Consider the following 25893-nt stretch of genomic DNA (forward strand, 5'->3'; position numbering starts at 1 on the left):
CCCGTGGCGGGGCGGGTACCCAGGCGCGGCGCACTGATGGGCGCCCGCGCCAAATGTCCATTTTCGCCGGATAATCGGCTGGCGGGGCCGGTCGCGCGAGCGCGGCGGGCGGAGTCGTCGGGGCGCGGGTGTGACGAGGTCGGGCATGACCATCCCGGCCCCATGTACTAGAGTTATCTCGACATCGAGATATCTGCCGAGGAGCACCACAGCCGCCACCTCGGGTAAGGCAGACCTAACTTAGCCTTACCTTAGCGGATCGGCCCAGATGCCGTGGCGGCAGGATCGTGGTGAGTACGCGCACATCAATGAAGGAGACTGTCGTGTCGGCGAACAGCTTCGACGCCCGCAGCACGCTGCAGGTGGGCGACGAGTCGTACGAGATCTTCCGGCTGGACAAGGTGGAGGGCTCGGCCCGACTGCCGTACAGCCTCAAGGTCCTGCTGGAGAACCTGCTCCGCACGGAGGACGGCGCGAACATCACCGCCGACCACATCCGCGCCCTCGGCGGCTGGGACTCCCAGGCGCAGCCCAGCCAGGAGATCCAGTTCACGCCCGCCCGTGTGATCATGCAGGACTTCACCGGCGTGCCCTGTGTCGTCGACCTCGCCACCATGCGTGAGGCCGTCAAGGAGCTCGGCGGCGACCCGGCGAAGATCAACCCGCTGGCCCCGGCCGAGCTGGTCATCGACCACTCCGTCATCGCCGACAAGTTCGGCACCAACGACGCCTTCAAGCAGAACGTCGAGCTGGAGTACGGCCGCAACAAGGAGCGCTACCAGTTCCTGCGCTGGGGCCAGACCGCCTTCGACGAGTTCAAGGTCGTCCCGCCCGGCACCGGCATCGTCCACCAGGTCAACATCGAGCACCTCGCGCGTACGGTCATGGTCCGTAACGGCCAGGCGTACCCCGACACCCTCGTCGGCACCGACTCGCACACCACCATGGTCAACGGCCTCGGTGTGCTGGGCTGGGGCGTCGGCGGCATCGAGGCCGAGGCCGCGATGCTCGGCCAGCCGGTCTCGATGCTCATCCCGCGCGTCGTCGGCTTCAAGCTGACCGGTGAGCTCACCCCGGGTACCACTGCCACCGACCTCGTGCTCACCATCACCGAGATGCTCCGCAAGCACGGCGTCGTCGGCAAGTTCGTCGAGTTCTACGGTGAGGGCGTGGCCGCCACCTCGCTCGCCAACCGCGCCACCATCGGCAACATGTCGCCGGAGTTCGGCTCCACCGCCGCGATCTTCCCGATCGACGACGAGACCCTGAACTACCTGCGCCTGACCGGCCGCAGCGACCAGCAGGTCGCGCTCGTCGAGGCGTACGCCAAGGAGCAGGGCCTCTGGCTGGACCCGAAGGCCGAGCCGGACTTCTCCGAGAAGCTGGAGCTCGACCTGTCGACGGTCGTGCCCTCCATCGCCGGCCCGAAGCGCCCGCAGGACCGTATCGTCCTCGCGAACGCCGCCGAGCAGTTCAAGCAGGACGTCCGCAACTACGTCGACGACGTCGACGAGTCGGGCAAGGAGTCCTTCCCGGCCTCCGACGCCCCGGCCGTCGCCCCGAACGGCGCCCCGTCCAACCCGGTCACCGTCACCGCCCCCGACGGCTCGACGTACGAGATCGACCACGGCGCGGTGACGGTCGCGGCCATCACCTCCTGCACCAACACCTCGAACCCGTACGTCATGGTCGCCGCCGCCCTGGTGGCCAAGAAGGCGGTCGAGAAGGGCCTGACCCGCAAGCCCTGGGTCAAGACCACCCTCGCCCCTGGCTCCAAGGTCGTCACCGACTACTTCGACAAGGCGGGCCTGACCCCGTACCTCGACAAGGTCGGCTTCAACCTGGTCGGCTACGGCTGCACCACCTGCATCGGCAACTCCGGCCCGCTGCCGGAGGAGGTCTCCAAGGCCGTCAACGACCACGACCTCGCGGTCACCTCGGTCCTCTCCGGCAACCGGAACTTCGAGGGCCGTATCAACCCCGACGTCAAGATGAACTACCTGGCCTCCCCGCCGCTGGTCGTCGCGTACGCCCTCGCGGGCTCCATGAAGGTGGACATCACCCGTGACGCCCTGGGCACCGACCAGGACGGCAACCCGGTCTTCCTGAAGGACATCTGGCCCTCCGAGGCCGAGGTCAACGACGTCGTGGCCAACGCCATCGGCGAGGACATGTTCAACAAGTCCTACCAGGACGTCTTCGCGGGCGACGCCCAGTGGCAGGCGCTGCCGATCCCGACCGGCAACACCTTCGAGTGGGACCCCGAGTCGACCTACGTCCGCAAGCCCCCGTACTTCGAGGGCATGGAGCACGAGCCGGCTCCGGTCTCCGACATCTCCGGCGCCCGCGTCCTGGCCAAGCTGGGCGACTCGGTCACCACCGACCACATCTCCCCGGCCGGTGCGATCAAGGCCGACACCCCGGCCGGCAAGTACCTCACGGAGCACGGCGTCGAGCGCCGCGACTTCAACAGCTACGGCTCCCGCCGCGGCAACCACGAGGTCATGATCCGCGGCACGTTCGCCAACATCCGCCTGCGCAACCAGATCGCGCCGGGCACCGAGGGCGGCTACACCCGCGACTTCACCCAGCCCGACGCGCCGGTGTCGTTCATCTACGACGCCTCGCGCAACTACATCGAGCAGGGCATCCCGCTGGTCATCCTGGCCGGCAAGGAGTACGGCTCCGGCTCGTCCCGCGACTGGGCCGCCAAGGGCACCGCGCTCCTCGGCGTCAAGGCCGTCATCGCCGAGTCGTACGAGCGCATCCACCGCTCGAACCTCATCGGCATGGGCGTCCTGCCGCTCCAGTTCCCGGAGGGCGCCAACGCCGAGTCCCTCGGCCTGACCGGCGAGGAGACCTTCTCCTTCACCGGCGTCGAGGAGCTCAACAACGGCACCACGCCGCGCACCGTCAAGGTCACCACCGACACCGGTGTCGAGTTCGACGCGGTCGTCCGCATCGACACCCCCGGTGAGGCCGACTACTACCGCAACGGCGGCATCATGCAGTACGTACTGCGCAGCCTGATCCGCAAGTAAGCGGCCGGCAAGGCAGTTAAGGGCCGCATCCCCGGTATGCCGGGGGTGCGGCCCTCGCCGTGTCCACGCCGGGAAATCCCAGGTCATCACCCACCCTCAGGTGGAACACAGGGTTCCCTCAGCGGACCGGGACAGTATCGAGACATGTCAGGCATCTCCGCGTCCCGAACCGGCCGGGACCGTGTCCTCGTCGTCGACGGCGACGGACGCAGCGCGCCGTGGATCGCCCGGGGGTGCGCCCCGCAGACCGTCGTGCGCTACGGCATGCTGCCCGGCCTCCAGTCGCCTCCGTGCCCCGGTGCTGAGCGACAGGAGCCGTCGGCTCGCGTGGTATCCCCCTCCGCCAGGCACACCATCGGGCCGACGGAGAGCGGCAGATGACCGCCCGCCCGGTCGCCCGCTCCCTGCGCGCCCGACTGCTGCTCTTCGTCGGCGCCACCCTGGTGGTCGTCTGCGCGGCGATGACCTTCACCACCACCGTGGTCCAACGGGCCTCTCTCATGGGCGAGTTGGACGGCCGCGTCAGCAAAGCCGCGGAGCGCAGCCTGGGCGGGGCGGCTCTGCAACCGGACGACAAGGCGAACCTCTCCTTCCTCACCGAGAACGGCCACCCCGTCGGGATGATCGCCGCCCGTCTCGACGACCACGGCGGGGTCGTCTCCGCGGCGCTCGTCAGGCAGGACGCCCTGCCGCAGAACCTGACGACCGGCCAGCGCACCGCCCTGAAGGGCATCGCGCCCAACGGCTCCAGGCACACCGTCACCGTCCCCGGCCTCGGCACCTACCGGGTCGCCGGGCTCGACTCGGACGGGATCCGCGTCCTCGCCGGACTCCCCATGCACGACGTCCAGCACATGATCGACGGACTGGTCGAGACCGAGACGGTCGTCGCGGCCACCGGACTGGCCGTGGCGGGCATCGTCTGCGCCGTGGTCATACGACGCCAGCTGCGCCCTCTCGGCCGGGTCGCCGCCACCGCGGTCGAGGTCTCCCGCGCACCGCTCGGCCGCGGCGAGGTCACCGGCCTCACCCGCGTCCCCGCCCGGGACACCGACCCCGCCGACGAGGTCGGCCAGGTCGGCGCCGCCCTCAACCGCATGATCGACCACGTCGAGTCCTCCCTCGCCGAACGCCGGCACGACGAGGAACGCATGCGCCGCTTCCTCTCCGACGCGAGCCACGAACTGCGCACCCCCCTCGCATCCATCGCGGGCTACGCGGAGCTGATGAACCGCGGCACGGACCGCATCGAGCCGGTGCTGGCCTGGCGCCGCGTCTCGGCGGAATCGGCCCGTATGACAGGCCTGGTGGAAGACCTGCTGCTCCTGGCCCGCCTGGACGAGGGCCGCCCGCTCCCGGCCGCCGAGGTCGACTTGGCGGCCGTGGTCGCCGAGGCCCTCTGGGACGCACGGGCGGGAGGCAGCGGCCACGACTGGCAACTCGCCCTCTCCCTCGCCACCCCGGCCCTGGTCCTCGGCGACGAGGCCCGCCTCCACCAGGTGGTGGCCCACCTGCTGGCCAACGCCCGTATGCACACCCCTGCGGGCACTGCGGTGGTGGCGGAGGTGGAGGCGACGGCGGAGCGGTGCGTCATACGGGTGCGGGACGACGGGCCCGGCATTCCGGCCGAGTTGCTGCCGAGGGTTTTCGAGCGGTTCACCCGCGCGGACACGTCCCGCGCCCGGGCGCCGGGGGCGGACGGCGGGTCGGGGCTGGGGCTTGCGGTCGTGGAGTCCATCGTCTCGGCACACGGGGGCCGCAGCCACGTGGAGAGCGCCCCGGGGCGCACCGAGTTCACGATCGAGCTGCCGCCGGCGGGCGTCGTGTCCGTGGAACGGACCACAGCTGTCGCCTCCCGGTAACAGCTCGATCGAAGAAGAAGAGATGGACGGCGGGATCAGAACCCGAGGAGTGCGTCGAGGTCGATCTCGATGGGAAACGGCAGTTCGGTGACCAGCTTGTCGTGGTGCACCGGGTGCGACGGCGCGGGAAAGTACGAGAGAGTGTCCGCGTTGAGCCAGTACTCGTGCACCGCCAGCTTCTGGTCGCGGTCCAGCTCCACGCGCCAGTAGTACGGGACCTTGTGCTGGGCGAAGAGCGCGGGTTTGCGTACGCGGTCGTCCTGGCGGGAGCCGGGGGAGACGACTTCCACGACGAGCGACACCTTCCCCACGGGGACACACTCGAGCTCGAAGAAGTCCAGCTTCCGCGGATCGAAGACGATCACGTCGGGCTTGGGCGTGTTCTGGTCGTCCACCATCACGCACTGCTCAGCCACGACCTCGTACGGCTGGATACGTGCCGCCTCCAGCGAGACCGCGAACTTGTCCCGTACACGGTTGTGCCAAAACTTGGTCTGTCCTCGAACCACGATCCGTCCGTCCACGAGTTCCCAGTCGAAGGGCAGCTCCAAGTTCTTGACCTGGTCGAAGGTCCAGCCGTCGGCCGGCGGGAACATCCAGGTGTCCTCGGTGGCCCGTCCCTGCTGGGGTGTGGTCATCACTGCTCCCATGGACGCCAGTGTGGACGCCGATACGCGGCATGATCGTACGTACGAAGGTACCGCCACCCGAAGCGGTGCTGCCACGGCGCACGGTTGACGCGCGTCGCGCCCCCCACGGCATACCCCTCCCGCGCTTCCCGTTTACAACCGGCCCAAGCGGCGCTACCTTCCCCACACGCGGGGTGGGAGCGCTCCCATGTGCGACGGACCGGAACCCGCCGCCCTGGGGCGCCCCCACCCCGCCCATACCCGCACGCACGCATCCACCCGGCCGTACCTGAAGGATGTATCTGTCATGATCCTGACAAAAATGCGCCGACCGGCGCGCCGATTAACGGCCAGAGCTCTCTTCCTCGTCCTCGTCTCGCTCCTCGCAGCCGTCCCCGCCTTCGCCCTCGTCGTCACGGCAGGCGGCAAGGCGCAAGCCCATGGCACGCCCATGAAACCCGGCAGCCGTACCTTCCTGTGCTGGCAGGACGGCCTCACCAGCACCGGTGAGATCAAACCGGTCAACCCGGCCTGCAAGGCGGCCCAACAGGTCAGCGGCACCACGCCGTTCTACAACTGGTTCTCCGTGCTGCGCTCCGACGGCGCCGGCCGCACCCGCGGCTTCGTACCGGACGGGCAGCTGTGCAGCGGCGGCAACCCCAACTTCACGGGCTTCAACGCACCGCGCAACGACTGGCCGCTCACCCATCTCACCTCGGGTGCGACCGTCGACTTCTCGTACAACGCCTGGGCGGCGCACCCGGGCTGGTTCCACGTCTACATCACCAAGGACGGCTTCGACCCGACCAAGCCCCTCACCTGGGACGACATCGAGGACAAGCCCTTCCTCACCGTCGACCACCCGCCCCTCAACGGCACCCCGGGCACGGTCGAGGCCAACTACTCGTGGACGGGGCAGCTCCCCGCCGGCAAGTCGGGCCGCCACATCGTCTACATGGTCTGGCAGCGCTCGGACAGCGCGGAGACCTTCTACTCCTGCTCCGACGTCGTCTTCGACGGCGGCCACGGCGAGGTCACGGGCATCCACGACCCCGGCAACCCGACCGAACCCGTACCCGGCAAGTGCGAGGCCGTCCGCAGGACCACCAACAGCTGGAGCGGCGGCTACCAGTCCGAGGTGACCGTCACCAACACCGGTGACGTCCCGATGCTGGGCTGGATGGTCGACTGGACGCTGCCGAGCGGCCAGAAGGTCGACAGCCTGTGGAACGGCAACGCGACCTACGACGGCCAGGACGTGATGGTCCACAACGCCGACTGGAACGGTTCGCTGGCTCCGGGCAGGAGCGCGACCTTCGGATACGTCGTCGCGGGCGACGGCGGTGATACGGCGACGAGCCTGCCCTGCCGGGTCGGCTGAACCGCGGCTCGGGGCGGACCCGGTGGCGGTGGTTCTTCCACCGGGTCCGCGAGCCGGGGCAGGCCGGGGGAGTACCTGCCTCGGGTGGTGCTGGCTCGGGGAGACACCGCATACGACGACAACGTTGTCGCATGGTCTGTACATGGACCCTATCGCCTCAACCGGCAGTGCTGTCAAACCAGTTGACGCGAGAGGGTCCCCATGCGGCTGCTCAGGCGAGCAGTTCGACCTCCGACACCACCGCCTCGCCGTCCAGAACCAGTCGGTACCTCCCGTACGTTCCCGGGGATCCCACGGTGAACGCGCGTGTCTGCCGGTCCCAGGTGAAGGACTCGCCGGACCGCCTGTCGAGGGTCTGCCACGTGGTGCCGTCGTCGTCCGAGCCCTGGAGCGTCCAGCCGGTCGGCGCCCTTGTGTGGTCCGACGACGAAGTCACCGTGTACTGGAGGCCCTTGACCGGCCCGGACACCGGCAGGTCCACGGAGGTCACCGTCGCGTCCGTGGCCGAGGTGTTGTCGAACAGCGGCCCGGCACCCTTCAGCACATCCGCTCGCGGCGTCGGCACCTTGTCGTCCTGGGTGATCGACACGGGCGCCGCGTTCCTGCCGGTGCCCCAGGGCGAGGGCTTCGCGCTCATGTCGAACTCCAGGACCCCGCCCTGCGAAAGCAGCGAGTGCGGAAGCGAAGTCGACGCCCAGGGACGGCCGTTGACCCGCAGACCCTGTACGTACACGTTCCGCGCGCTGTTCCTCGGTGCCTCGACGACCAGGTCCGCACCGTTCTCCAGATGCACCGTCGCCTTCTTGAACAGCGGTGATCCGACGGCGTACTCGCCGCCGCCCATCACCAGCGGGTAGAAGCCGAGCGCGGAGAAGAGGTACCAGGCCGACTGCTCGCCGTTGTCCTCGTCGCCGTGGTAGCCCTGCCCGATCTCGCTGCCGGTGTAGAGCCGCGAGAGCACCTCGCGGACGTTCTTCTGCGCCTTGTAGGGCTGTCCGGCCGCGTCGTACATGTAGATCACGTGGTGCGCGACCTGGTTGGAGTGCCCGTACATGCCCAGCCGGACGTCCCGTGCCTCCGTCATCTCGTGGATGACTCCGCCGTACGAGCCGACGAGGTCCGGGGAGGCCGTCTCGGGGGTGGCGAAGTACTCGTCCAGCTTGTCGGCGAGGCCGCCGCGGCCGCCATAGAGGTTGGCGAGGCCCCGGCTGTCCTGCGGGGCGGTGAAGGCGTAGCCCCAGCCGTTGGTCTCCGTGTAGTCGTAGCCCCAGACACGGGGGTCGTACTTGGCGGAGTCCACGCGCCAGTCGCCCTTGGCGTCCTTCCCCTGGAAGAAACCGGCCTTGGAGTCGAACAGGTTGACGTAGTCCTGGGCGCGGTTGAGGAAGTACTCCGACTCCTCCTTGTAGTGCTGCTCGCCCGTCTTCTTGTAGAGCGCCCGGCCCATCCGTGCGATGCCGTAGTCGTTGACATAGCCCTCCATCGCCCACGACAGGCCCTCGTGTGTGTCGGTGCTCGTGTAGCCGAGGAAGGGCGAGGTGTCCATTCCCTTGCGGCCCACGCCCGACTGCGGGGGCACGACCGTCGCGTTCTTCAGGGCCGCGTCGTACGCCGCCTTCGCGTCGAAGCGGACGCCCTTGACGTACGCGTCCGCGAACGCCACGTCCGAGGAGGTGCCCGTCATCAGGTCCGCGTAACCGGGGGAGGACCAGCGCGAGGTCCAGCCGCCGTCCTTGTACTGCTGCACGAACCCGTCGACCATCTCGCCCGCCTGAGAGGGCGTCAGGAAGGAGTACGCGGGCCAGGTCGTCCGATAGGTGTCCCAGAAGCCGTTGTTGACGTACACCTTGCCGTCCACGATCTTCGCGCCGGTGTGCGTCGGGGTGTCCTGGCTGGGCATCGGCGAGAACGGGGAGGCGTACTGGTACGTCGAACCGACCTTCTCGAAGCCGGAGTTGGGGTACAGGTAGAGCCGGTACAGGGACGAGTACAGCGTGGTCAGCTGGTCCGGCGTCGCGCCCTCGACCTCCACCTTCCCGAGAAGGCGGTCCCAGATCCGCTGGGCGCGGTTCTTCACCGTGTCGAAGGACGTGCCGTCCGGGATCTCCTGGCGGAGGTTGTCCTTGGCCTGGTCGACGCTGATGAGCGAGGTGGCCAGGCGGAGGGTGACCGCGTGGTCGTCGCCGGCGTCGAAGCGCAGATAGCCCTTGACCCCGCTCGACGACCCGTCCGTCACCTTCCTGTCGAACACGCCGTACACGAACAGCCGGGTGGCGCCCGTCGACAGCCCGGACTTCACGTCCGAGTAGCCGGTGACGATCCCGTTGTCCTTGTCGAGCGTGAGCCCTGCCTGCTCCGTCACGTTGTCGAAGACCACGCTCGCGTCCTCGCCGGGGTAGGTGAAGCGGAGCGCCGCCGCATGGTCGGTGGGGGCCATCTCGGCCTTGAGGCCGTTCTCGAACCGCACCCCGTAGTAGTACGGCCGCGCGGTCTCGTTCTCGTGCCGGAACGCCAGCCCACGGGCCTGACGCCCGGTGTCCGGGGTGCCCGGCGCGGCGGACGGCATCACCTGGAACGTCTGCCGGTCGCCCATCCACGGGCTCGGCTCGTGACTGGCGCTGAAGGCCTGGATCGTCGGCAGGTTGTCGTCGTTGTTTGCACGTGCATAGTCGTACAGCCAGCTCAGCGAGGACGCGTTGGTCACCGGCGTCCAGAAGTTGAAGCCGTGCGGCACGGCGGTCGCGGGGAAGTTGTTGCCGCGCGAGAAGCCGCCGCTGGAGTTGGTGCCGCGGGTGGTGAGCGCGTAGTCGGACAGATGGGCCTTCGGCTGCTCGGGCGCGACCTGCTCGATCGCGATGTCGTCCAGCCAGCCGCGGAACTTCGCCGGGCCCCTGGGGGAGTCGTACGCCACCAGGATCCGGTCGACCGTCCTGCCGGCCGCGACCGACCCGATCCGCGAGGCCACGTTGTTCCACTGGTTGACGTAGAGGGCCTTCGAGGCGCCCTGGCCCTGCGGTGACAGCGCGAACCCGTGCTGGTCCGTCGCGCCGAGATCGCTCAGGTAGGTGCCGTCCGTGAAGGCGAGATCGACCGACACGTTCGTGGCGTCGTAGTCGCGGTCCCCGTCCGCCATCGACGGGAAGATCCGGTACGACAGCCGGGTGCCTGGGCCGACGGCCACGTTCACGTCGAAGACCTTGTTGTACGAGTACGCCCGTCCGTCGGCGGTGTGCCGTCCGGCGTAACGCAGGGCCCTCTTTCCGGTGAACCCTGCGCCCGCCTTCGCGGTGGGCGATCCGCTCGGGCCGCGGTCCACCAGCGAGAGCATGTCCTGCGGGACCGGGCCGCCGCTGCCGCCCGTGGAGAACTGCACGTCGGCCAGTTGCAGGATGTCGTCCGCGCCGTTGTTCCTGGTGATGTCGAGCCGGAAGTGCTGGTACTCGGCCGGCTCGGCGAGGTCGTAGGACTTCGTCTGGAACCGTTCGCCGAAGGACTCGCCCGAGCGGCTGTCGAGGGTCTTCCAGTCCTTGCCGTCGGTGGAGCCCTGGAGGGTCCAGTCCCTCGGGTCGCGCTCGGCGAAGTCGTTGGCCGAGGTGAGCGCGTACGTCACCAGCTTGATCGGCTTGTCCAGGTCGAACTCCACCCAGCCGGTGGGATCGAAGGTCAGCCACTTGGTGCCGGACTCGCCGTCGACGAGGTTCTCCTTCACCTCGCCGCCGCCCGTGTTCTCGGCACTGGCGCGCACGTCCGTGACATGGTCGGTGACATTGCCCGGGATGCCGGTGCTGTAGCCGCCGTCGACACCGGAGGCCCGCTTGCTGCCGTCCGCCGCGGTGTCGACGGTGTTGAGCCAGTCGGGCGCCGGATCACCCGCCTCGAAGGAGGAGGCGAACTCCCGGTCGGCCTTCGGCGGCGCGTCGGGCAGGGCGACCGCCGCGCCCTGCGAGCCCACCGCCATGACAAAGGCGGCCGTGATCACGACCGCCGGACCCCATCTGTGCCGAGCTCTGTGCCGCATACGCCAGCACCCTCCCTGCGCTTCGGGACAACGTTGTCAACTGTGACGCGCAGAGACCAGTAGTGGGTCAAGTGCTCAGTGATGTCAAGGGTGTTGGCTGTGGCATTCGGGGCGTATGTCGCGGATTTTTCCGGCAAGGTGGCCACAGGCGCCTCATATTTCCTGGAGGTCTCAACTCGGATAAGACCATTGGCCAACCTTGCATTCGATCTTGCTCCGTTGGCGGGAAGTGGACTATACCTGTCGGCGATTCACCCGATCCGTTCTTCACCATCCGCACTTCCTGCACGACCCTGCTTGACCTGACCGCGGTGCCGGGAAGGATCCGGTTCACCGCCTGAGTCCTGGAGAAGGCGAGGACTTGAGCATGGGATCCACTTCGGCCGAGAACAACGGCACCGCAGGCGTCGGCCGCCGCGATCTGATCAGGCGGTCCGCCGCGCTCGGATTGATCTCCGTACCCACGATGAGCTTCCTGTCGGCGTGTGCGAGCGGCGGCGGAGGAGACAACAACGACAACAACTCCAACCAGGGCAAGACGTCCAAGTCGAACCCCTTCGGAGTGGAGAAGGGCGGCAAGCTGGACGTCGTCGTCTTCAAGGGCGGATACGGCGACGACTACGCCAAGGCGTGGGAGGCGAACTTCAAGACGAAGCTCGGCATCACCTCCACCCACACCGGCACGCAGGAGATCACCGGAAAGCTTCAGCCCCGCTTCAACGCGGGCAACCCGCCGGACATCGTGGACGACTCCGGCGCTCAGCAGATCAAGGTCGACGTCCTGTACAAGAACGGCCAGCTGCTGGACCTCGCCCCCGTCCTCGACGCGCCGTCGGTCGACGATCCGAGCAAGAAGGTCCGGGACATGATCATTCCCGGTACCCTCGACGCGGGCATGCAGGAGGGCAAGATCGTCGCCCTCAACTACATCTACACGGTGTGGGGTCTGTGGTACTCCGGCAAGCTCTTCAAGGAGAAGGGCTGGGAGGAGCCCAAGACCTGGGCCGACTTCATCAAGGTCTGCCAGGCGGCGAAGAAGGAAGGTATCGGCGGTCTCGCCCACCAGGGCAAGTACCCGTACTACATCAACGTCGCCATCATGGACCTGATTGCCAAGACGGGCGGTCTGGAGGCGATGAAGGCGATCGACAACCTCGACCCCAAGGCGTTCGTCGGCTCGGACGCGGCGCTGGCCGGTGTCGAGGCGATCTACGAGGTCGTCGAGAAGGGCCTGCTGATGCCCGGCACGAACGGCCTGACCCACACCGAGTCGCAGACGCGCTGGAACCAGTACAAGGCCGCGTTCATCACCTGCGGCTCCTGGCTGGAGAACGAGCAGCTCAAGCAGACGCCGTCGGACTTCGACATGAAGTTCATGCCGATGCCCCTGCTGCCCGACAGCAAGCTGCCCTTCGAAGCCATCCGGGCCGGTTCCGGAGAGCCCTTCATCATCCCGGCGAAGGCCAAGAACCTGCCGGGCGCCAAGGAGTTCATGCGGCACATGCTCTCCAAGGAGTGGTCGACGCTCTTCGCCAAGGAGGCCAACTCCCTCACCATCCTCAAGGACGGCGTCGACGCGAGTGTCAAGCTCCGCCCCGGCACCCAGTCCACGGTCGAGGCGTCCAAGGCGGCCGGTGACAACACCTTCCGCTACCTCTACCCGGAGTGGTACAGCGAGATGGACACGGCCATCCAGGCTGCGTCCAACGAGCTGATGTCCAAGCGCATCCAGCCGAAGGAGTGGCTCAAGCGGTGCCAGGCCGCGGTCGACAAGCAGGCCAAGGACCCGGCCTCCAAGAAGAACCACCGGGACTGACCGCAACGCCGTTTCCCGGACCGGAGAAATCCGGTCCGGGGGAGGACACCAGGAGCAGGAAACGCCAATGCGCAGAGGGCAGTACAGGTTCGTCGCGGGATTTCTCCTCGTTCCCGTGGCGCTCTATCTGATCTTCGTGATCTGGCCGTACATGCAGACGTTCGGCTATTCGCTGACCGACTGGAAGGGCCAGTCACAGACCTTCAAGTTCGTCGGACTGGACAACTACAGGGCGCTGTTCCAGGACGACGTCTTCACGCAGGCCATCTGGCACAACATCCTGTTCCTGGTGTTCATCCCGGTGATCACCATTCTGCTCGCCCTGTTCTTCGCCTTCATGGTGAATGCGGGCGGGCGCAGCAAGGCCGGCGGGGTGCAGGGTGTCGCCGGATCCAAGTTCTACAAAATCATCTACTTCTTCCCGCAGGTGCTGTCGCTGGCGATTGTCGCGGTGCTGTTCAACGCGGTGTACCGCAGTGACGGGGGTGGTCTGCTCAACGGTTTGCTGATCAAGATCGGCCTGGTGGACGCGAGCAATCCCACGGAATGGCTGAACGATCCCGACCTGGTGCTGTGGGCGCTGATCGTCGCCGTGGTCTGGCACGGCGTCGGCTTCTACCTGGTGCTGTTCTCGGCCGCCATGCAGTCCATCCCGAAGGACATCTACGAGGCCGCGCTCATCGACGGCGCCGGGCGCAACCAGTCCTTCTTCCGTATCACCCTGCCGCTGCTGTGGGACACCGTGCAGACCGCCTGGGTGTACCTCGGCATCGTCGCAATGGACATGTTCGTCCTGGTCTCCTCCATGACCGCGAGTATGGGCGCGTACGGCGGAGGGCCCGATCACCACAGCGACGTCATGTCGACCGTGATGATGCGCAACTTCCAGTACTTCGGCAAGAGCGGCTATGCCTGCGCCATGGGCGTGGTCATGCTGCTGCTCACGCTGGTCCTGTCCCTGGTGATGCTGCGCGCCACCCGCCGCGAGCGCGTCGAGTTCTGAGCGGAAGAGACGACAACGATGAGCGCACCCCTCAAGGAGACCGTCCCCTCGGGCGGTACCGTTCCGCCCCAGCGCCCGGCGGGCAAGGCCCCGGCACGAGCAGGTGAGCAGCGCAGCGAAGGCGTCGTGCTGAACGTCTTCTCGCACGGCTTCCTCGCCCTGTGGGCGCTGCTGATCGTGCTGCCACTGCTGTGGCTGGTGCTCAGCTCCTTCAAGACCGACGCCCAGATCGGCGGGTCGGCCCTCGGCTGGCCCGACAACTGGACCTTCGACGTCTTCCGCCGGGCCTGGGACAAGGGCATCGGCGACTACTTCCTCAACACCCTCATCGTCCTGGTCTTCTCCGTGCCTCTGACGATGCTGCTCGGCTCCATGGCCGCGTACGTTCTCGCCCGCTACCAGTTCTGGGGCAACCGGCTGCTGTACTACTTCTTCGTCGCCGGCGCGATGTTCCCCGTGTTCCTCGCCCTCGTCCCGCTGTTCTTCATGGTCAAGCGGCTGGACATGCTCAACACCTACCAGGGCCTGATCCTGGTCTACATCGCCTACTCGATGCCGTTCACGGTGTTCTTCATGCACGCCTTCTTCCGGACCTTGCCGACAGCGGTCTTCGAGGCGGCGGTCCTCGACGGGGCCTCGCACACTCGGACCTTCTTCCAGGTGATGCTGCCGATGGCGAAGCCGGGGCTGATCAGCGTCGGCATCTTCAACACGCTCGGCCAGTGGAACCAGTTCATCCTGCCGACCGTGCTGATGCAGCCGCAGAGCGGCAGCGACCCCGAGCGGTACGTCCTCACCCAGGGGCTCATCCAGCTGCAACAGCAGCAGGGCTACGCCTCCGACCTGCCCGTCCTCTTCGCGGGCGTGACCATCGCGATGATCCCCATGCTGGTGGTCTACCTGTCGTTCCAGCGCCAAGTGCAGGCGGGACTGACTTCGGCCACCCTGAAGTAGCCCTCCGAAACCGTCGGCGCGCGCCGCTCCCGGCCCCGGGAGCGGCGCTGAGCCATGTGCACAAGGACCCGGAAACAGTTCAACCTCTTGACGGGAGGCGACCCGAACAGCTCAGCTTAGAGTTCACTAGTTGGACATAGACGGGGCCTCATTGAAGCGGTCCCGCGCGCAGGAGGTCGTCGTGGAGACTCCGGGGTCGCAGTCGTCACTGCACCGAGCCAACCTGGAGCGGGTCGTACGGGCCGTCCGGCTGGCCGGGTCACTCACGCAGGCGGAGATCGCGAGGACCACGGGGCTGTCCGCGGCAACGGTCTCCAACATCGTCCGCGAGCTCAAGGACGGCGGAACGGTCGAGGTCACGCCCACATCGGCGGGTGGCCGAAGAGCCCGCAGCGTCTCCCTCAGCGGCGACGCCGGGATCGTCATCGGCGTGGACTTCGGGCATACGCATTTGCGCGTCGCGGTCGGGAACCTCGCCCACCAGGTACTGGCCGAGGAGTCCGAGCCGCTGGACGTGGACGCCTCCTCGGCGCAGGGCTTCGACCGGGCGGAAGAGCTGGTCAATCGCCTGATTGCAGCAACCGGTGTCGACCGGTCCAAAGTCGCGGGCGTGGGCCTCGGTGTGCCCGGTCCGATCGACGTAGAGTCCGGCACCCTCGGCTCGTCCGCGATCCTGCCCGGCTGGATCGGTACGAAGCCCGCCGAGGAGCTGCGGGGGCGGCTGGGCGTGCCCGTACACGTGGACAACGACGCCAACCTCGGCGCCCTCGGCGAGCTGGTCTGGGGCAGTGGCCGGGGGGTCAGGGACCTGGCGTACATCAAGGTCGCGAGCGGTGTCGGCGCGGGTCTGGTGATCGACGGGAAGATCTACCGGGGACCCGGTGGCACTGCGGGAGAAATCGGACATATTACACTCGATGAATCCGGACCTGTCTGCCGCTGCGGTAACCGGGGATGCCTGGAAACCTTTGCGGCAGCGCGCTACGTACTTCCGTTGCTCCAGTCGAGCCACGGCACCGACCTGACGATGGAAGGCGTCGTGCGGCTGGCCAGGGACGGAGACCCGGGCTGTCGTCGGGTGATCGCCGACGTCGGTCGTCACATCGGTTCTGGAGTCGCCAATCTCTGCAATCTGCTGAACCCGAGCCGGGTGGTCCTGGGCGGTGATCTCGCCGAGGCCGGTGAGCTGTTGCTCGGGCCCATCAGGGAGTCTGTCGGCCGCTATGCGATCCCCAGTGCAGCGCGCCAACTGTCCGTTCTCCCGGGGGCACTTGGGGGCCGTGCGGAGGTGCTCGGAGCGCTCGCTCTCGCGCTCAGCGAGATGGGCGATTCGACCCTTTTGGACGGCACCTTGTCGACTGCGACACCTGCCTTCACTTAGAGAACGCATGACGCCGTTGCCATCTCGTTAAGTATTTACTTCTTGACGTCGCACGTGTGGCCGAGTTGACTTCCAGCCACCTCGGCCGCAGCGTTGCGGCCCTGTCAGGGAGGCACCCCCAAATGAACGCAACGATGCGTAGAGTCGTGATCGGCACGGCCGCGGTTTCGATGGCACTGTCCATGGCCGCCTGCGGCAAGGCCGGTGACAAGAAGAACGACTCCGGCAGCTCCAGCTCCGGCGGCGGCACCAAGGCCTCGATCGGTCTGCTTCTTCCCGACAACACGCAGACCCGTTACGAGCAGTTCGACCGGCCGCTCTTCACGTCCAAGGTCAAGGCGCTCTGCTCCACCTGTTCCGTGGAGTACGCCAACGCCAACGCCGACGCGGCCAAGCAGGCGCAGCAGGTCAGCAGCATGATCACCAAGGGCGTCAAGGTCATCGTGATCAGCGCCCAGGACTCCGCGGCCATCAAGTCCTCGATCCAGACCGCGGTCAACAAGGGCATCAAGGTCGTCGCCTACGACCGTCTCGCGCAGGGCCCGGTCTCCGCGTACATCTCCTTCGACAACGTCAAGGTCGGCGAGCTGCAGGGCCAGGCGCTGCTCACCTCGCTGGGCTCCAAGGCGACCAAGAGCTCCAAGGTCGTCATGATCAACGGCGACGACGCCGACCCGAACGCCGCGCAGTTCAAGAAGGGCGCGCACCAGGCCCTCGACGGCAAGGTGAACATCGCCTACGAGCAGTCCGGCCTGTGGAAGGACACCGTCGCCGCCCAGAAGATGTCCGCGGCCATCACCCAGCTCGGTGCCAAGAACATCGCGGGTGTCTACTCCGCCAACGACAGCATGGCCGGTGGTATCGCCAACACCCTCAAGGGCGCCGGCATCTCCGGTATCCCGCTGACCGGTCAGGACGCGGAGCTCGCTGCCATCCAGCGCATCCTCGTCGGCAGCCAGTCCAGCACCGTCTACAAGGCCTACAAGCCGGAGGCCGAGGGCGCCGCGACGCTCGCGGTCGACCTGGCCCAGGGCAAGAGCATCTCCTCCCTCGCCACCACGACGCTCACCAGCGGCTCCGGCGACAAGGTGCCCTCCCAGCTGCTGACCCCGGTCTCGGTCACCAAGGCCAACATCAAGGACACGGTCGTCAAGGACGGTCTGTACACCGTCCAGCAGATCTGCACCTCCGCCTACGCCAAGGCCTGCAAGTCCGCCGGCCTCGAGTAGCCGAGTGCCCGAGTGACTGCCCGGACCCCCGGGCAGTCACCGCAGCCGTGACCGCCCCACGGCGGTCCCGCGAAGCCTGTCCGGCGTCCGCCCCGGCCTTCATACCCCGCTACCGGGACGGGCGCCGGACGGAACCGTTGCCAACGGCAGCGGATTCGCGCATGTTCATCCTGTAAACCTCGTGCGTCTTCGCACACCTCTCCGCGCACTACCCCAAGCGCGGCATCCCCGCCGGTCAGGCGGCGAAGGAGATGGTTCACGTGTCCGCTACGCCCGTGCTGGCGTTGCGCGGAGTCTCCAAGCGATTCGGTGCGGTCCAGGCCCTCACCGATGTCGAACTGGAGGTCCACGCCGGAGAAGTCGTCGCCCTGGTCGGCGACAACGGCGCAGGGAAGTCGACCCTGGTCAAGACGATCGCAGGTGTCCACCCCATCGATGAGGGCGTCATCGAGTGGGAGGGCAACCCGGTCAGCATCAACAAGCCGCACGACGCCCAGGGACTCGGCGTCGCGACCGTCTACCAGGACCTCGCCCTGTGCGACAACCTTGACGTGGTCGGCAACCTCTACCTCGGACGCGAGCTGCTGCACCGCGGCGTCATCGACGAGGTGTCGATGGAGAAGAAGGCCCGGGAGCTGCTGAGCACGCTCTCCATCCGCATCCCGAGCGTGCGCATCCCGATCGCGAGCCTCTCCGGTGGTCAGCGTCAGGTCGTCGCCATCGCCCGCGCCCTGATCGGTGAGCCCAAGGTCGTCATCCTCGACGAGCCCACCGCCGCCCTCGGCGTCGAGCAGACCGCCCAGGTCCTCGACCTCGTGGAGCGGCTGCGCGAGCAGAACCTCGCCGTCATCCTCATCAGCCACAACATGGCCGACGTGAAGGCCGTCGCGGACACCGTCGCCGTCCTTCGCCTGGGCAGGAACAACGGTTCCTTCCCCGTGAAGGACACCAGTCACGAAGAGATCATCGCCGCGATCACCGGAGCCACGGACAACGCCGTGACCCGTCGTGCGGGGCGTCGCAGCACGGAGGCGGCACAGTGAGCGACACGTCCAAGGTTTCCAAGACGGACAGCGCGCCGGAGGAACAGGGGACCGTGGCCCCGGCCGACGACCCGACGGCCGCTCGGGTCGCCGTCGTCGACCCGCGACTGCTGGTCCGTGAAGAGGGCTTCAAGGGCTACCTCACCGAGTTCAAGCGCAAGGTGAAGGGCGGCGAGCTGGGCTCGCTGCCGGTCGTCATCGGTCTGATCATCATCTGGACCATCTTCCAGCTGAAGAACGACCGCTTCCTCAGCGCGGACAACCTCTCCAACATCAGCTACTACATGTCGGCCACCGGCATGCTCGCCATCGGCCTGGTGTTCGTGCTGCTGCTCGGCGAGATCGACCTGTCCGTCGGCTCGGTCAGCGGTCTGGCCTCGACGATCTTCGCCGTGTTCGTGGTCGAGCACGGGATGAACGACTGGCTCGCGCTGGTCCTGACCATCCTGACCGGTATCGGTATCGGCGCACTGCACGGATTCTTCTTCGCAAGGATCGGCGTACCAGCTTTCGTGGTGACCCTCGCCGGCTTCCTGGGCTGGAACGGTCTGATGCTGTGGCTGCTGGGCTCCAGCGGCACCATCAACATCCCGGCCGACACCGGCCCCGTGCACCTCTTCGGCCAGAACTCCTTCTTCATGGACCAGGCCGTCATCGGTGCCTACCTGCTGGCCGGCCTCGGCGTCGTCCTGTCCCTCGTGGGCCAGTTCAACGAGCAGCGCCGCCGCCGGGCCGCCGGGGTGCCCTTCCGTCCCACCAGCGAGATCCTGGTGCGCGTCGCTCTGCTCGGTGTGGCGTCCTTCGTGGCCGCGGCCGTGCTGAACAACGCCGCCGGTGTCTCCAACGCTCTGGTGATCTTCCTCGCCTGCCTCGTGGTCGTCGACTTCGTACTGCGGCGCACCACCTACGGCCGCAAGGTGTTCGCGGTCGGCGGTGGCATCGAGGCGGCCCGCCGTGCCGGTATCAGCGTGCCCATGGTCCGCATCACCGTGTTCGCCATCTCCGGCATGTTCGCGGCGATCGGCGGCATGTTCTTCGCCGGCCAGACCGCGAGCGCGACGCTGACCGCCGGTGGCGGCAACACCCTGATGCTCGCCATCGCCGCCGCGGTCATCGGCGGTACGAGCCTGTTCGGCGGCCGGGGTTCGGTCTGGTCCGCCCTGCTGGGCATGCTGGTCATCCAGTCGATCCAGACCGGCCTTGACCTGCTCAACATGAACACGTCCATCCAGTACATGATCACGGGTGCGGTTCTGCTGGGTGCGGTGGTCATCGACTCCGTCAGCCGTCGGAGCCAGAAGGCTGCGGGGCGCGCGTAGCGCTCCGCGGTCGCGCCGTGGGGGTGCGGTGGTACTGCGGGTGCCGGCCGTCTTGGGCTGGTCTCGCCCGCGCGGCGGTAGCCGCAGATCGACACAGCCCCGCGCCCCTGCAGGGCGCCTTGCGGCGGCCCTCCTGCCCCATACCTGTGCCCGGTGCCAATGGCGGTACCGGGCACAGTCATGTCACGGACGGCCGTCTGCGTACTCTCGCCGAGGTCTTCGACAAGACGGTCTGCTTCTGCTCGACCATGAACCGCATCGACCTGCTCCACCTGGTCTGGGCGCTGGAGTCCCTGGCCGAGGGCAACCTGGTCAACCGGATCGAGGTCGACCAGGAGACCGAGGCGTTCGCGAGGCTGGTGCTGGCGCAGGAGCGGATGCCGGCGCTGCCGTTGTACAGGCTTTAATGCGTACGTGACCTGCGCCACATTCGGAGCCCTCGATGTCGCAGCGTTGCGCATCAGGAGGGTGTGCTTCACCGACTTCGACCCTGGCGGTGCACCCCGAACAGCCCACGGCCTCCAACCGGTTGAAAGTCTGAGCTCGCTCGCGAATGCGCCCCAGGAGTGGGCCCTCCACACGAGGATGCCGAGGCCGGCCGGGGCGCAGTCTGCACCGACGGCCGGATCCCCCGGTTCCGGCAGGGCAACCCTGCCGCCACCTGGGGAGTCGTACTGGGGACGGCGTGAGGATCTTGGCTCCTCCGTCGGGCCAGGGCTCTTTCATCGCAGGGGTTGGACACCACATGAGCAAGCGCACGTTTCGTTCCCGTCTCGGGCTCGTGGCCGCCGTGGCCGTCGTCGGAGCCGTCGTCGGCCCGGTGAGCGCGCACGCGGCCGGCACGCAGGTATCAGGTGCGCAGAGCGTGCGTGCCGACTTCAACGGCGACGGGTACGCGGACCTCGCCGTCGCCGCCCCGTGGGGCATGATCGGCGGGCACGGCCGTGCGGGATACGTGAGCGTCGTGTACGGCTCCGCGACGGGACTGGACACCGGGCACCGGCAGACCATCAGCCAGGACACGGCCGGCATACCCGGCGTCGCCGAGACCGACGACTGGTTCGGCTGGGGCCTGGCCCTCGGCGACCTGGACGGCGACGGGTACACGGACCTGGTCGTCGGCGCGAGCGGCGAGGACGTCGGGTCCGTGCAGAACGCGGGCACCTTGACCGTGGTCTGGGGCGGGAAGACGGGACTGTCCGGCGGCAGGGTCGTGGCAGCCGGCGACCTGTCCAATCAGGTCCAACCCAGGCACCCCGCCGTCGGCGACTTCAACGGCGACGGTCACCTCGACGTGGCCACGGACGAGCGCCTGCTGACCGGCCCGTTCACCCGCACCGCCGGCGCCGCGGGGTCCACGGGCCTCTCCTTCGACCTCGGTACCGACCCCGACATCCACTACAGCACCGACGACGTCGCCGCCGGGGACGTCGACCACGACGGCATCACCGACCTCGTCGCGCTCATCCACACCAACGACGAGGAGACGCCGGGCGTCGCCTACCGTGTCGCCTACCTCCACGGCACCGGGCAGGGACTGAGCGCACCGGTCACCCTGAAGCAGGCCGACGGCACCAACGTGCCCGGCGGCTCCAGCCTGGGCATCGGTGACGTGAACAAGGACGGGTACGCCGACCTGGTCATCGGCCGCCCCTTCGACGGCCACGGCCAGGACTCCACCGACCCGGCGCTCCTCGGCGGCCAGGTCGGCGTGGTGTACGGCTCGGCGAACGGGCCCGACACGTCCCGTACGACGTCGATCAACCAGGACACGGCGGGTGTGCCCGGAGTGTCCGAGTACGGCGACGACTTCGGCCTGGGCATCTCCGTGGCGGACGCCAATGGCGACGGTTACGCCGACGTCGCAGTCGGCTCCCCGGGTGAGGACGTGGGCTCGGTCGCCTCGGGGGGTGCCGTGGCCGTGCTGCGCGGTGGCGCGTCCGGCCTCACCGGCAGCGGCGCGGTGTCCTTCAACCAGAACACCACGGGCGTGCCCGGCACCGCCGAGCGGAACGACATCTTCGGCAGCCGCACCGCGCTGGTCGACGCCAACCACGACGGCCGCGCCGAGCTGTACGTCGGCGCCCCCGGCGAGGACACCTCCGACGGCGCCGTCTGGGGCTTCCGCTCCACCAGCACCGGCCCAACCGCCTCCGGCTCGGTCGCCTTCGGGCCCGCCGCGCTCGGTGCTCCCGTCACGGACGCCGAGTTCGGGAACGGCTTTGCCCGCTGACTCGCCTCACGGGTCCTCTTCCGGGCAACAGCCCCGGCGGACATGTTCCGTCGGGGCTGCCCCTTGTCTGGCGTAGCGTCAGCTAATACGGAATGCGAGTCATGTCCGATCTGGCGGTCCCCCAGTCCGGCACGGGGTCGTCGTGCCGATCCTGCCCGAGGGGGGAGCACCGGTCCGGGTCCGTCACCGCATGCCGTCCATCAACTGCCGCCGCGTCCACACCTGCGGCCGGCCTGCCCGGCTTGATGTCCCTTGGCAGCAACGGCTCAAGCCGGGCCCACGGTCCATTCGTCAGTTCCCCACGTCCCACAGGGCGTGATCATCAACGAGCAAGATCCACTTTCGCGATTCCCGTGTCATCAGCGGGTGTTGCCGGTGATACGCCGTCGACCATCTGGTCGACGGCGATGCCGTCGTCATCCGCACGCACGGCGGATCGGTGCTGCTGCACGACGCTGCGGTCGACCAGGTGGTGGCTTGCGAGGCCGACCGGATCGACCCGCAGACACGTACCGGTTGGAAGGAGCTGATGCAGCGGAGAGCCGAGCATATGTGTCAGGCGGCCCGTGCCGTCGCCCTACGGGCGTCGGTCCTGGACGCCGCTGCGGCAGCCGCCCCCCTCGCCGCGCAGCAGATACGCAGCGACAACCAGCGCATGCTCGCCGCCGCCCGCGCCGTATTGCGGAAATCAAAAACCCTTCCTGGCGCTGCCGCGGGACAGCCGGTCACCCCTCTGACGAAATCGCCACTTTCCTCAGGTCAGAGCATATGCATCAGGCGAGTACTCGTAGCCGCCCCTGCCGTAAGCCCTCGCGGATTTGCGGCAGCGGATGCGGCCACCTGCCGCTCCGTCCGGCCGAATGCGCTCGTCGCGTGATACCGACCGGCGGACAGGAGGCGGCGCGGACCTCCCCAGGCGCTGCGCCGCCCCCGTCCAGCCGGGTACGAATACCCGGGGACTTGGCCACTACGCGCCGTGGGCTCGGCGAGCGCGCCATGCCGTCTCCGCCGCCGCCAGATGGTGTTGCGGATCAGCCGGCATCGGCGTCCGCTGCGTGGTGGCCGCCACGGCCTCCGCCGCGGTGGGCACCGACCGGCAGGCCGGAAGGCTTGCGGGGTTCCTGGCCCGAGCGCTGCGCATCACCGGGGTGTCTCTCCATGCCGGGGGCCAGGGCCTTGGGAAGGTCGCACAAGGCCGGCGTGCCCGGCCTCACCCGGACTGACGAGGTGCGGAACGCGCGGCCGCTCACGGATCCATGCCGGGCTTCGGACCGCCTGCGCCTCGAGGTCGGCTCGGTGGTCGAGTGAGGGCCGGGACCTGCTCCCTGCCGAGGCGGAGCGCGGCTACTCGAGGATGCCGAGGTGCTGGTCGGGGCAGCAGTGGGTGCAGGCGGGCAGCCCTGAGGTGAGCAGCCGGCGGGCTTCGTCCCGGTCAACGGGTCGCCGGCGTTCGGCGGCGGCGTAGCAGTCGCCGGCGTGGAGCCGTGCGGGTGGGTTCCCGGCGCCGATGCCGAGTTCGACGATCCAGTCCGGGGCGGGCGGGCGCCGCCGCCGACCGTGTTCTTGCTCGGCTTCCCGCTGTCGGACGGCGTCGATCTTGTGGTCGATCCGCTGCAGCCACATGGCGTGCCACACCCGGAGTGTGAGCAGTCGCTCCAGGTCAGGGGGCAGATCGTCGAACACGGCCGTCCTCGGTTCTTTCACCGCTCGGGGCTGCACCCCGCAGGTGTTCGAATTCTAGTTCGATAACGTGAGGAGAGAAGAGGCGGGAGCGACATGGGAGGTGAGCAGACGATGGGCAGAGCGTCGACGGTGATGGACGTCCGCTGCGACGGGCTGGGGCCGATCTTGGGTACGGCCGTTCGCGTGACCTATCACGCACCGCCCGGGCGTCGGCCGCGCAGGCGGAACATTAGACTCGACGAGCCCGGCAACAGCTCTACTGCAAGGAGGCACGGGTGCCGCTGCTGACCCGCATCAGGGGACCGCGCGATCTGGACCGGCTCAGCCTGGAGCAGCTGGACCAGCTGGCAGAGGAGATCCGGACCTTCCTCGTCGACGCCGTCTCCAAGACCGGCGGCCACCTCGGCCCCAACCTGGGCGTCGTCGAGCTCACCATCGCCCTGCACCGCGTCTTCGAATCCCCGAAGGACAAGGTGCTGTGGGACACGGGCCACCAGTCCTATGTGCACAAACTGCTGACCGGCCGCCAGGACTTCGCGAAGCTGAAACAGAAGGGCGGCCTGTCCGGCTACCCCTCGCAGGCCGAGTCCGAGCACGACGTCATCGAGAACAGCCACGCCTCCACGGTGCTCGGCTGGGCCGACGGCCTCGCCAAGGCCAACCAGATCCTGGAGCGCGACGACCACGTGGTCGCCGTGATCGGTGACGGCGCGCTGACCGGCGGCATGGCCTGGGAGGCCCTCAACAACATCGCCGACGCCAAGGACCGCCCCCTCGTCATCGTCGTCAACGACAACGAGCGCTCGTACGCCCCGACCATCGGCGGCCTCGCGAACCACCTCGCGACTCTTCGTACGACCGACGGGTACGAGCGGTTCCTGGCCCGCGGCAAGGACCTCCTGGAGCGCACGCCCGTCGTCGGCAGGCCGCTCTACGAGACCCTGCACGGCGCGAAGAAGGGCCTCAAGGACTTCATCGCCCCGCAGGGCATGTTCGAGGACCTCGGCCTGAAGTACGTCGGTCCCATCGACGGTCACGACATCGAGGCCCTGGAGTCGGCGCTGGCGCGCGCCAAGCGGTTCGGCGGCCCGGTGATCGTGCACTGCCTCACCGAGAAGGGCCGCGGCTACCAGCCCGCCCTCCAGGACGAGGCCGACCGCTTCCACGGCATCGGCCCCATCCACCCCGACACCGGCCTGCCCATCAAGGCCTCCGGCGCGGACTGGACCTCCGTCTTCGGCGACGAGATGGTGCAGCTCGGCAAGGAGCGGGGGGACATCGTCGCCATCACCGCGGCGATGCTGCAGCCGGTCGGCCTGAAGAAGTTCGCGGACGCCTTCCCCAAGCGGATCTACGACGTCGGCATCGCCGAGCAGCACGCGGCCGTCTCCGCCGCGGGCCTCGCCACCGGCGGACTGCACCCCGTCTTCGCCGTCTACGCGACCTTCCTCAACCGGGCCTTCGACCAGGTCCTGATGGACGTCGCCCTGCACAAGTGCGGTGTCACCTTCGTCCTGGACCGGGCCGGCATCACCGGCACCGACGGCGCCTCCCACAACGGCATGTGGGACATGTCGATCCTCCAGGTCGTACCGGGCCTCAGGCTCGCCGCGCCGCGCGACGCCGACCAGGTGCGGGCGCAGCTGCGGGAGGCCGTCGAGGTCAAGGACGCGCCGACCGTGGTGCGCTTCTCCAAGGGCGCCGTCGGGCCCGCCGTACCCGCCGTGGGACGGGTGGGCGGCATGGACGTCCTGCGCGAGCCCGGCACGGACACCCCGGACGTGCTGCTCGTCTCCGTGGGCGCCCTGGCCCCCATGTGCCTGGAGATCGCCTCCCTGCTCGACAAGCAGGGCATCTCCACCACCGTGGTCGACCCGCGCTGGGTCAAGCCCGTCGACGAGGCCATGGCGCCGCTCGCGGAGCGGCACCGCGTGGTCGTCACCGTCGAGGACAACTCCCGTGTCGGCGGCGTCGGTTCGGCGATCGCGCAGGCCCTGCGCGACGCGGGCGTCGACGCACCGCTGCGCGACTTCGGCATCCCGCCGCGGTTCCTCGACCACGCCTCCCGCGCCGAGGTCATGACGGAGATCGGGCTCACCGCTCCCGACATCGCCCGCCAGGTCACCGGCCTGGTCTCCAAGCTGGACGGCCGCTTCAACCGTGAGGCGGCCGAGGTGGACTCGGTGGAGCCCGCGCGCGACTGACCCACCTGATACGACCGGATGGGCCGCTTCCACCACCGCCAAGGGTGGTGAAAGCGGCCCATCTGCGTGAATCCGTCCGCGCCGGGGCATACGCAGT

16 protein-coding genes and 1 pseudogene are annotated in these 25893 nt (G+C 68.3%); 13 read left to right on the plus strand and 4 right to left on the minus strand.

The window, feature by feature from the left end:
* Positions 1-323 precede the first annotated feature (323 nt).
* Both acnA and ACWC1K_RS06375 read left to right on the plus strand, forming a co-directional pair.
* Positions 324-3041, plus strand: a complete 2718-nt coding sequence (gene acnA / locus ACWC1K_RS06370) for an aconitate hydratase AcnA (protein ID WP_450829105.1) — start codon at positions 324-326, stop codon at positions 3039-3041.
* Between the two features lie 377 nt (positions 3042-3418).
* Positions 3419-4903, plus strand: coding sequence for a sensor histidine kinase (locus ACWC1K_RS06375; protein WP_450829106.1), 1485 nt, complete (start codon positions 3419-3421; stop codon positions 4901-4903).
* 35 nt (positions 4904-4938) lie between these two features.
* Here ACWC1K_RS06375 and ACWC1K_RS06380 read toward each other — a convergent pair whose 3' ends face one another.
* On the minus strand, positions 4939-5553 hold the full coding sequence (locus ACWC1K_RS06380; RefSeq protein WP_450829107.1) for a Uma2 family endonuclease: 615 nt from the start codon (positions 5551-5553) through the stop codon (positions 4939-4941).
* Between the two features lie 286 nt (positions 5554-5839).
* Between ACWC1K_RS06380 and ACWC1K_RS06385 the strand changes: the two genes are divergently transcribed.
* Positions 5840-6913, plus strand: a complete 1074-nt coding sequence (locus ACWC1K_RS06385; RefSeq protein ID WP_450829108.1) for a lytic polysaccharide monooxygenase auxiliary activity family 9 protein — start codon at positions 5840-5842, stop codon at positions 6911-6913.
* A 211-nt stretch (positions 6914-7124) separates the two neighbouring features.
* Here the strand turns inward: ACWC1K_RS06385 and ACWC1K_RS06390 are convergent, their stop codons facing one another.
* Positions 7125-10931 carry a GH92 family glycosyl hydrolase gene (locus ACWC1K_RS06390; protein ID WP_450829109.1) on the minus strand — a complete coding sequence of 1269 codons (3807 nt, stop codon included), beginning with the start codon at positions 10929-10931 and terminating at the stop codon, positions 7125-7127.
* A gap of 367 nt (positions 10932-11298) precedes the next feature.
* Here ACWC1K_RS06390 and ngcE point away from each other — a divergent pair, with 367 nt between their 5' ends.
* The 9 genes and pseudogenes from ngcE (at position 11299) to ACWC1K_RS06435 (ending at position 21909) form a co-directional block, all read left to right on the plus strand.
* A complete protein-coding gene (ngcE, locus tag ACWC1K_RS06395; protein WP_450829110.1) occupies positions 11299-12747 on the plus strand; it encodes an N-acetylglucosamine/diacetylchitobiose ABC transporter substrate-binding protein in 1449 nt (482 codons plus the stop codon).
* Positions 12748-12814: 67 nt separating this feature from the next.
* The gene (locus tag ACWC1K_RS06400) at positions 12815-13750 is read left to right on the plus strand and encodes a carbohydrate ABC transporter permease (protein WP_450829111.1); all 936 of its coding nucleotides are present in this window, start codon (positions 12815-12817) and stop codon (positions 13748-13750) included.
* Positions 13751-13768: 18 nt separating this feature from the next.
* On the plus strand, positions 13769-14704 hold the full coding sequence (locus tag ACWC1K_RS06405) for a carbohydrate ABC transporter permease (RefSeq protein ID WP_450829112.1): 936 nt from the start codon (positions 13769-13771) through the stop codon (positions 14702-14704).
* 181 nt (positions 14705-14885) lie between these two features.
* On the plus strand, positions 14886-16085 hold the full coding sequence (locus ACWC1K_RS06410) for an ROK family transcriptional regulator (protein ID WP_450829113.1): 1200 nt from the start codon (positions 14886-14888) through the stop codon (positions 16083-16085).
* 134 nt (positions 16086-16219) lie between these two features.
* Positions 16220-17314, plus strand: coding sequence for a sugar ABC transporter substrate-binding protein (locus tag ACWC1K_RS06415; protein ID WP_450829114.1), 1095 nt, complete (start codon positions 16220-16222; stop codon positions 17312-17314).
* A gap of 251 nt (positions 17315-17565) precedes the next feature.
* A complete protein-coding gene (locus tag ACWC1K_RS06420; RefSeq protein WP_450829115.1) occupies positions 17566-18357 on the plus strand; it encodes an ATP-binding cassette domain-containing protein in 792 nt (263 codons plus the stop codon).
* Positions 18354-19676: a sugar ABC transporter permease gene (locus tag ACWC1K_RS06425; protein WP_450829116.1), complete on the plus strand. Its 1323-nt coding sequence runs from the start codon at positions 18354-18356 to the stop codon at positions 19674-19676. The genes ACWC1K_RS06420 and ACWC1K_RS06425 overlap by 4 nt, the downstream gene beginning before the upstream one ends.
* A gap of 221 nt (positions 19677-19897) precedes the next feature.
* Positions 19898-20083, plus strand: a pseudogene (locus ACWC1K_RS06430) (quinolinate synthase NadA); the annotation flags it as partial.
* A 338-nt stretch (positions 20084-20421) separates the two neighbouring features.
* A complete protein-coding gene (locus tag ACWC1K_RS06435; RefSeq protein ID WP_450829117.1) occupies positions 20422-21909 on the plus strand; it encodes a VCBS repeat-containing protein in 1488 nt (495 codons plus the stop codon).
* A gap of 322 nt (positions 21910-22231) precedes the next feature.
* Here ACWC1K_RS06435 and ACWC1K_RS06440 read toward each other — a convergent pair whose 3' ends face one another.
* Both ACWC1K_RS06440 and ACWC1K_RS06445 read right to left on the minus strand, forming a co-directional pair.
* Positions 22232-22459 (minus strand): hypothetical protein, encoded by a 228-nt coding sequence (locus tag ACWC1K_RS06440; RefSeq protein WP_450829118.1) that lies wholly within the window; start codon positions 22457-22459, stop codon positions 22232-22234.
* 794 nt (positions 22460-23253) lie between these two features.
* A complete protein-coding gene (locus tag ACWC1K_RS06445; protein WP_450829119.1) occupies positions 23254-23592 on the minus strand; it encodes a DUF6233 domain-containing protein in 339 nt (112 codons plus the stop codon).
* Between the two features lie 275 nt (positions 23593-23867).
* Here ACWC1K_RS06445 and dxs point away from each other — a divergent pair, with 275 nt between their 5' ends.
* Entirely contained in the window at positions 23868-25796 is a 1929-nt protein-coding gene (gene dxs / locus ACWC1K_RS06450) for a 1-deoxy-D-xylulose-5-phosphate synthase (protein ID WP_450829120.1), read from the plus strand.
* Positions 25797-25893: the final 97 nt, after the last annotated feature.

It is taken from the genome of Streptomyces sp. NPDC001492 (genome assembly GCF_053597275.1).